Raw genomic sequence first — 8,631 nt, forward strand, 5'->3', positions numbered from 1 at the left:
ATTTAATTTTTGTAATTGATTTAATAGATTGTAATAACTATTTTCGTTATCATACGTATAAATATTTCGTGCAACTTGGAGGCCAGCATCTTTATGAATATCTAAACATAATGGATCAACAACATCCTTGTGGCAAAGAATGGGTGTTTCTCCTGCTAATGTTAACATGCTGCCTGAAGATGAATCTTGTGAAATGGAATTGGGGAGCCATTGGCTGTTATTATATGAACCTCTTCCATTAAAAATATAACCATCGCCAAAAATATCATGTAGCGTAAGTATCGGCTTCAACAATGTTAACATCTTCCTTCCTTATAAAATACCTCTTGCATAGTGTATTCCCCTGCATTTTTAAATGCATCTGGTTTGTACCTATATTTTCACTTTTAGGCAATGCAACAAGCAGTCATGTGAAATTACCATATATTGAAAAGACGTTAAGAATAGTTTATGGAGTGGTTGAATTGGAGAAAAACTCAATTATGGATAAATGGTACAAGCATCAAATTTTATTAGAATGTAAGGAACTAGTGAAATTTTTACCGGAGACGCATCTTTATACGAAAGACCGATTTTGGGAAATGATGAGTCGATATAAGGAGATAATGATAAAACCTACTCGAGGGAATGGAGGAAGGGGAATCATAAAAGTATCGAAAATCACGGACGAGATATATGAAGTTCACCTTCGAAAACGACAAACAACTATTATGGAGGAAAAATCGCTCGAACAATTTTTACAAGAAAGACTTGGGGGAAGGGAGTTTCTTGTCCAAATTTGCATCTCACTTGCAAAAGTAAAAGGGAATCCAATAGATTTTCGCTATATCGTCCAGCGAAAACGAGAAGAATTAGATTGGGTGATTACAGGGAAACACGGAAAAGTAGCTCAAGACGGTTATATTATCACCAATTTACAGAATGGGGCAACTGTTGTAACGGTGGAAGAGGCTCTATTAAACTCAAATATTACCAACTTGGACTTAGAAAAAACATTGGCAGCATTAGATGATTTATCTTTAGCAGTAGCCAAATGTTACACTAACGAATTCGATACTCATAAGATCTGGGGATTTGATCTTGCCGTCGATGAATCTGGGCATGTTTGGTTGATTGAGGCGAATTCTATCCCACTCGTTGGTGGTTTTCGCTACTTAGAAGATTTATCTATGTATAACAAAATACTATGGTATAAAGCTTATAACCAAAAAACAGGAAAGAAACCATAGAGGAGGGCGGGTTCTAATGAAAAAGGTAAATGAAAATCACTTAGCAAACAACAATCAGGTCACTCTACTATTTAATGATCATATTAATCAAAATACCATTCATCTGCATGTAGAAACTATCAATCAATTAAACATTAATTCTGAAAAAATAGTTCTCCATTTTGGCGCATTTACAAAAGAATTGTCAATTATTCAAAATGAAACGATTGAACCGGGTAAAATTAGTCTTTCCAGTAAATTAACGAATGTGCTTTCAATTCCGGATTTGCCATACGATTATTATTTAATGAGCAACCATCTATATCTAGGTCCTGTGATTGGTTTTCTAGTTCGTCTTAAATACTATAGAAACCCCCAACAGCAGCTCTTGCGATTTAAAAATTATCATCAGATAAATGGGTTAATTTTCCTTTTTATGCAGAGCACGATGAATAAGTCAGACAAAACCATTGAAGGCTATTATTACGATCCGAAAGCAAAAAGTTTTGTTCAAGGGGTGTTTCCATATCCTTCCTCCATATTTAACCGAACGGAAATGAAAAAATCGACTTACAGATATTGGATAGAAAATATTGGAGAAAATCTATTTAATTATCCTTATGACTATTCGAACAAGTGGACTTTTTGGGTAAAATTGCATAAACACCAAGACATAAGGAAACATCTTCCTGAAACGGTTGCATATAAACAAATCGATCATGTTATACAAATGCTAAACAAATATGATGATGTATATTTAAAGCCGACAAAACTTTACTCTGGTAAAGGGATTTTTCATTTAAAGAAGGGAAAGGAAGGCTATCTTTTAACTGATAATAAAGGGAACAAGATTGTTATTTCATCTATTGAAAAACTGGAAATCATTTTACAAGAAAAAATGGTTAAAAATCAAAAATATATTGTTCAACAGGCAATACGGTATGATTATACCGGAAATAAAGTAGATTTTAGAATATACCTTCAAAAGGACACGACAAAGAAGTGGAAGTATACAGCAATGGAAACAAAAGTCGCAGAAAAAGGAAGCATTATTTCAAGTTCAACCAACAGAATTAAAATGATTCCAGGTGAAAAAGCTCTTGTGGAATTATTTAAATTAAATGGGGAAAAAACGCAGCAAAAGGTTCAAGAAATTACTCAACTATGTATGAATGCACTAAAACAATTAGAAAATAACCAAAATCACTTTGGTGACGCTGCAATTGATTTTGTGATCGATCATAATCAACATGTTTGGTTACTTGAAGTTAATTTTCATTATGCCGCAGAAATTAAGGCAAATCGAACAGCAGATGAGCAACAAGTACTGCCAAGCATCCTTCCAACACCTTTTGAGTATGCTAAAGCTTTAGCAGGATTTTAATTTTATATAAAGGGNNGGGAGGGAAACAGGTTTCGTGTCTTTAACAATTTGGCTATTTTTCTTCATCATTTATTGTTGGGTGAAATGCATTCCTCTTAGGGAAGAAGTTGCCAAATGGGAATCTGTGACGGTAATGTAGGAATACAGAGATATTAGAAACCTCTTGGGTGTCGTAAACAAGGGAAAATAATGGGGCCATTGTGGAAGTGAGCTGCTCCATTTTGGCCACAAGCAAAGGACATTTGAAGTGTATTGGAAAGTCGAAATGTCCGTCATCGGCTTAATAGCTGCCTGCGAAAAGGAAAGTAACTGGGATCATTGTTTTTTTATCATATTTGGGGCTAAATAAAGATAATTCATATGCCTTTTTTTATCATGTGAAACACTTCACACAATAGTCGATTTTAATCCATACGCAAAAGACATAATCGGGGTATATTATTAATGTATTCATATTGTTTATGTAGAGAAGGGGAATTTTATTATGAAGAGGTTATTTCAGCTTCTATTAGTTTTAGGCATCATTGTTTCTCCGTTTTTTTCGTATGCACATGTAAAATGGTTCACAGAGGTGGCTCCACAAAAAGAAGCAATCGAAAATATTTTATCGCCATTATTTATTTCTTTAGCCATTTTAGCAGCAATTGTGCTGGCTTTTCTGGCGATTAGTATTCCAAAAACAACGGAATGGAGCACAATCAAAAAAATTGATATAAGGCTGTCAAGCTTAAGAAAGTACAGCAGACATATCTTGAAATATGGAACTGCTGTTTCTTTAATCATCCAAGTGACGAACGGCACCTTGTTTGCACCAGAATTTCATCTTGAAAATACAATCATTATTTTCCTAGTTTGGGTAACAATCGGCTTATTGCTAATTCCACATCATGTTTCCACAAAACTTGGAGCATTTTTATTATTAGGCTTATTCATTGTTATAACTATTAATAACGGTATTTTCCACATGTTGGATTACGGATTTTATGTCGCAATTATTGGTGTCTTATTAGTAGGAAATACGAAACTAGAGAATATTGGTTTTCCATTCTTATATTTAGGAACGGGTTTATCCCTATGCTGGGTAGCAGTTGAAAAGTGGGTGTACCCAGCGATGACTTTAGATATCGTCGCAAACCACCATGTTCCAACTTTTGGTTTTGCTCCAGGTGCATTTATTGTAATGGCCGCCTTTATTGAGTTCGTGGTGGGATATTTATTAGTGGTCGGGATTTTGAATCGGGTTTTGGGATTTGTTGTTACTGTTATATTTATCATGACAACTATGTTATTTGGTATGACAGAAATCGTCGGTCATTTTATGATTCATATTGTATTAATCGTCTTTATTATTGAAGGGGTGTCTTTTTACAACCCTCCGATTAAAATGCATAATACTAAAGTCGATCAGTTTATCTTTGTATTTCTAAATTTTATCTTTGTTCTAGCTACATTTGTGTTAATCTATTATCGGTTTGCATGATATACTTGTTAAAAAGGTACTGAGTCAATAGTTGCTCGACTAATATCATTACTAAACTGAACATGTCGCTGGCATGTTCAGTCTTTTTTCATAAATGATGTACTTACACAACCATTGTTGGTGAAAAAAGACATGAAATCAATATTCCTCAAGGAGTAACAAAAATGTATAAAAATGGAATTGTTTCATTAGGAGAGGTCATAGTAGATATGATTTCTCAAGATAAAACGAATAAAAATTTTCAGCCGTTTCTCGGTGGGGCAACGGTTAATTTAGCTGTAGGCGTGAAAAGATTAGGTGTAAAATCCAATTATCTTTGTAAATTAGGTGTGGATGAAACAAGTGTATTCGTTGAGAAGGCATTTAAAAAAGAGGAGGTTTGTCTCGATTATTCTGTGCGTTCTTATACAAAGAAAGTTTGTTTAGTGTATGTTCAGCAGGATAGGAACGGTGATAGAGTGTTTCATTCATACGTGAATCCAACACCTGACGAATGGCTGACGGAAAATGAATTAGCGAAAGAGCTGTTTGAAACAGGAAAAATCTTTTATTTTGGGTCGGGGACGCTTTTTCATGAAACAGCTAGGAAGACTACAGAAAAGGCATTAGAGTATGCAAAGGAAACAAATTTATTAGTAGCATTTGATGTAAACATCCGCCAAAAACGATGGGGAAGCGAAGAAGAAAGCAGGAAAAACATTTGTTCATTCCTGAATCGAGCCGATTTAGTTAAGATGACGGAAGAAGAACTGCTATTTTTAACAGAAACGAAAGTAATGGATGAAGCGATTAAAAAGATTAGTAAATTTAATATTCCTTATCTTTTTATTTCAAAAGGTTCAGCTGGGGCATGTGTTTACTATGAGGGTAAAGAGCTATGTGTGAAAGGATTGGAAGTAAAGGCAATTGATACAACTGGTGCGGGTGATGCTTTCCTAGCGGCGTTATTATTTTGTTTTCATGAAAAAGGCAGACCCGTCACGGATGTACAAATGGAAGAGTTTATTCATTTTGCAAATCAGGCTGGTGCAAATGCGACCACAAGGATTGGTGCTTTATAGTAGCATTCCGTGGTTTTGAAGAAAAGTGAACTGTTCCGATTTCAATCAAATGACAATAATAAATAATCCACCTGGATTTTTGAGGTCAGGTGGATTATTTTTATAAAAATTTATGCCTTTTATGTAATCATCATGGATTAGTCGCCCATAACCCTGCTGTTTTCACAAAAACTCGCGGATGTAGCTTTAAGCCAGCAACAATGAGTTCTGCGAGATCTTCTGGCTGCATGACATTGTCTGCATTTTCCTGAATCAGCTTGTTTTCAATGGCCAAGTCAGTGGCAACAGTGCTAGGTGTTAATGCTGTTACACGAATGTTATGCTTTCGAACCTCTAGCATTAACGACTCAGTTAGCCCTAACACCGCAAATTTTGATGCGCTATATGCGCTAGTAACAGGTGCTCCTTTTAGGCCGGCAGTTGAAGCAATATTTACGATATCACCAGATTTCCTGTCAATCATGTCCGGTAATATCGCTCTTGTCACATTATATACACCCATTAAATTAACGCGTACAATGTTTTCCCATTCCTCAGGTGTTAAATCAAGAAAACCGCCAAACTTTGCTACTCCCGCGTTATTGATAAGTATATCGATCGGTCCTAAATCGGACTTAATGTGGTCAACCGCGTGTTGAACCGATTCAAGTTCTGAAACGTTCTCTGCTGCCCCTGAAACCTTCACATCATATTGATTCAATTCCGCACTGACCTTTTCAAGATTTGACATGTTTAATCCAATTAATCCGATATTGACACCTTCTTTTGCTAATGCAATTGCAGTAGCACGGCCAATCCCTCTGCCAGCGCCAGTAATAAGGGCAGTTTTTCCGCTTAGTGAATTCATATGATCGCTCCTTTAAAAAAATTTAGGGCATCGATGTTACTAAAGTAAATAATTTTAATTAATGCTAGCCCATCAATTTATTATAGCGTTAAGGGTAAATTTAACAAAAAAATCCACCCTTTAGATAGAAGGGCTCAGGTGGATATTTTGCCCGTTATTTTAATACAAGTAAAAGCTTCATTATAATCTTGTATCTATAACAATTTGGCCATTTTTCATCATGATGATTTTTCCTTTACTTATTTGCTTATGATGATTATTAATATTTGAAGTTTGGTTATTCATTTTAGAGGAATACGGTGGACAATGATCACATAAAGAGATAATAAAGTCTTCATTTGGAACTAGTAAGATAAGAAGTAAAAGAAATACCGTATTTCCATTTTGATCAAATCCAGTTACCGTTAATGATATTAAGTCCAATAACATATCGTTAAAAACGATATTTTTCTCTAGAGCAAGTGTGAAAGTTCCTTGGATAATGATTTGAAATTCTTCGGAAAAAGCAGCAAGTGTTCCATTCCCTGCAGTAATCAATTTTGCACCATTGTCGGTTGTCATACATTGAGGCAGTACAACTGTTGTTGAGTTGAATGTTATATTTCCAAAAGCGAATGAAACCGTACTATCATGTATTCTGCATTTAGGACAAATATTTGCATTGAAAAGAAAAGTATCCTGTATATTTACTTTGCTTGAACACTCACATTTTTTTTTGATTCGATTACGTTTTTCGAGAGGAACATCCACATCTACTTTTAAAGTTGGGTGAAATACATTCCTATTGAAAAATTTGTTTTCATTCTGTTTATTATTCGTACAATTACATGGATCTTTGCCACAATGCGGGCAAATTCTTGATTTAGACAATGAAAAGCATCTCCTTTCTTACAAAGTAAGACAGATAAGATGAAGGTACTAAAAGTATTAGCCTTCAAGCTCTTTAACTTCTAATTCACCATTTTTCATCATTACAATCTTTCCATTTTTTATATCCATTGAAATGCTGTCTAATTTTGAAGGTTTGACATGCTTTTGGGAAGTCGTAGGACAGTCATTGCATAATGTGATCATTAGCTCTTTATCTGGCACTTGTAAAACAGCTGCAAAAATATTAATATTTCCATTTTGATCTAAACCACCATTTGCAGTGAAAATAAGAAAATCGTTGCCTACTAAAGATTCTAATAGATTAAGGGTAAAACTTGCCTGAGAGATTGATTGATCAATAATAAGTGTTCCAACCCCTGTGGCATTCAATATGGTTCCTTGATTTTCAGAAATACATTGTGGCTTGTTAACTTTTGATGAGTTAAAAGCCATTCCAACTTCTACAACCGAAACAGTACTTCCATGAAGAGTGCAATTAGGGCAAATACTTGCAAGAAATGTCAGTGTTTCCTGCTGAGTGTTCACTCTGGCTGAACACTCACATTTTTTTCGGTCATTTTTATGTTTTTCTACGTCAATTTCGACTTTTACATTAACCGTAGGATTAAACACATTCCTATTCGTAAACTTGTTTTCATTCAGCTTGCTACTAGAACAAAAACAGTGATTTTTACCACATGAAGGACAGTTTTGTAATTTGGACAATCATAGCCATCTCCTTTCAACAAAAGTAATTTATTATATGGACGAGTTTACGTTATTGCTTGTATTCTTTTACTAAAGTGAATGGGGAAAATAGGTATTATTAACCTGGAGCTAAAGAAGAAAATTAATTCCTTCGCACCATTTAATGAAGGGCGTTACCTTTATAAACTTCCTAACGAATAGTGAAAGAAGTTTCCCTTTAGGGGGTATAGTGAGGGCAGAAGTAGATGGGAAGAGCAGACAAATGCATAACTGTATGGGAAACAAATATATGGCCCAATAAGGCTGAAAGTATCTGCTCGTTCTTTACAATTTTTGTAGTTACACTCACCTAGTTAAAAACAGCAGTGTGTTCAATTAGCGGATAGCGTGAATCAAGTAAGGGCTGTCCCAAAAGTCAATGTTGACAATGGTACAGCCCCAGATTTTTATGAGTTAACCGTTCGTATGTAATGTTCAGGATGATTTATCACTTTTAGCTTCTAAGGTTACCGTTTTCTTGCTCCCAATTAGATACAATAACAAAATAATAATCATAAAAGCTGCAGAATAACTAAAAGTCATACCGTACCCAACACTTTTTGCTAAGAANNAATCAATAAAAATAAGAAGCATAGAATTAGCTGTTGCTTTTTTCTCGGGTGGAACAAGAGTTAATGCCCAGGCTTGGATAATTGGATGGATGATGGCAAAAGCGATTCCGAATAATGCCCCTGAAATCAAAACCATCACCATACTAGTAGACAAGCCTAAAAGAATCAAACCTACAGCCCCTGAAATGGCGGCTGGAATAATAAGGATTCTGTGACCGAATTTATCGAAAATTTTACCAGAGAATGCCCGAAAGATGACCATCGCAATCCCTTGTGCGATAAAAAACTGTGATATCCTTCCGCCAACATGAATCTCTTTACCAAATGCCCCCATAAAGTTAACTGTTCCTGCAATTGTAATATAATTGAACGATACCAAAATACATGGAAGAAGGACACGCTTATCGAACATGTACTTATAAAAAGGTTCATTATTTGTCGACTGTGGACTTTCCTTTTCTT

The 8,631-nt window shown here is 35.1% G+C and carries 9 protein-coding genes (1 of these 9 only partly in view); 4 read left to right on the forward strand and 5 right to left on the reverse strand.

Features of this window, described 5'->3' with window-relative positions:
* Positions 1-294 (reverse strand): hypothetical protein (locus tag V7149_RS23545; RefSeq protein ID WP_335348008.1); only part of this gene is annotated, 294 nt, incomplete at its 3' end.
* A gap of 170 nt (positions 295-464) precedes the next feature.
* Here V7149_RS23545 and V7149_RS23550 point away from each other — a divergent pair.
* The 4 genes from V7149_RS23550 (at position 465) to V7149_RS23565 (ending at position 5,133) form a co-directional block, all read left to right on the forward strand.
* Positions 465-1,229 carry a YheC/YheD family protein gene (locus V7149_RS23550; RefSeq protein WP_335348009.1) on the forward strand — a complete coding sequence of 255 codons (765 nt, stop codon included), beginning with the start codon at positions 465-467 and terminating at the stop codon, positions 1,227-1,229.
* A 16-nt stretch (positions 1,230-1,245) separates the two neighbouring features.
* On the forward strand, positions 1,246-2,592 hold the full coding sequence (locus tag V7149_RS23555; RefSeq protein ID WP_335348010.1) for a YheC/YheD family protein: 1,347 nt from the start codon (positions 1,246-1,248) through the stop codon (positions 2,590-2,592).
* 484 nt (positions 2,593-3,076) lie between these two features.
* Positions 3,077-4,072 (forward strand): hypothetical protein, encoded by a 996-nt coding sequence (locus tag V7149_RS23560; protein ID WP_335348011.1) that lies wholly within the window; start codon positions 3,077-3,079, stop codon positions 4,070-4,072.
* A 164-nt stretch (positions 4,073-4,236) separates the two neighbouring features.
* Positions 4,237-5,133, forward strand: coding sequence for a carbohydrate kinase family protein (locus V7149_RS23565; protein WP_335348012.1), 897 nt, complete (start codon positions 4,237-4,239; stop codon positions 5,131-5,133).
* Positions 5,134-5,263: 130 nt separating this feature from the next.
* Here V7149_RS23565 and V7149_RS23570 read toward each other — a convergent pair whose 3' ends face one another.
* The 4 genes from V7149_RS23570 to V7149_RS23585 all read right to left on the reverse strand — a co-directional run.
* Positions 5,264-5,980, reverse strand: coding sequence for a 3-ketoacyl-ACP reductase (locus V7149_RS23570; protein ID WP_335348013.1), 717 nt, complete (start codon positions 5,978-5,980; stop codon positions 5,264-5,266).
* 180 nt (positions 5,981-6,160) lie between these two features.
* A complete protein-coding gene (locus tag V7149_RS23575; RefSeq protein WP_335348014.1) occupies positions 6,161-6,850 on the reverse strand; it encodes a hypothetical protein in 690 nt (229 codons plus the stop codon).
* Between the two features lie 57 nt (positions 6,851-6,907).
* Complete coding sequence (locus V7149_RS23580) at positions 6,908-7,576, reverse strand: hypothetical protein (protein ID WP_335348015.1); 669 nt, start codon at positions 7,574-7,576, stop codon at positions 6,908-6,910.
* Between the two features lie 456 nt (positions 7,577-8,032).
* A protein-coding gene (locus V7149_RS23585; RefSeq protein WP_438824152.1) for an MFS transporter crosses the window boundary here: on the reverse strand, positions 8,033-8,631 show its 3' portion. Its footprint extends 307 nt past the window's final position; the window shows 599 of its 906 coding nt (coding positions 308-906); the start codon falls outside the window, past its right edge — the gene reads right to left on this strand; its stop codon occupies positions 8,033-8,035.

Origin of the sequence: Bacillus sp. JJ1503, from assembly GCF_036965125.1 — a bacterium.
In the GTDB taxonomy this organism is placed as follows: Bacteria; Bacillota; Bacilli; order Bacillales; family Cytobacillaceae; genus Cytobacillus.

Coding starts and splice junctions, on each gene's coding strand:
- V7149_RS23570 (WP_335348013.1), bottom strand. CDS start 5,980: ATGAATTCACTAAGCGGAAAAACTGCCCTTATTACTGGCGCTGGCAGA.
- V7149_RS23555 (WP_335348010.1), top strand. CDS start 1,246: ATGAAAAAGGTAAATGAAAATCACTTAGCAAACAACAATCAGGTCACT.
- V7149_RS23560 (WP_335348011.1), top strand. CDS start 3,077: ATGAAGAGGTTATTTCAGCTTCTATTAGTTTTAGGCATCATTGTTTCT.
- V7149_RS23565 (WP_335348012.1), top strand. CDS start 4,237: ATGTATAAAAATGGAATTGTTTCATTAGGAGAGGTCATAGTAGATATG.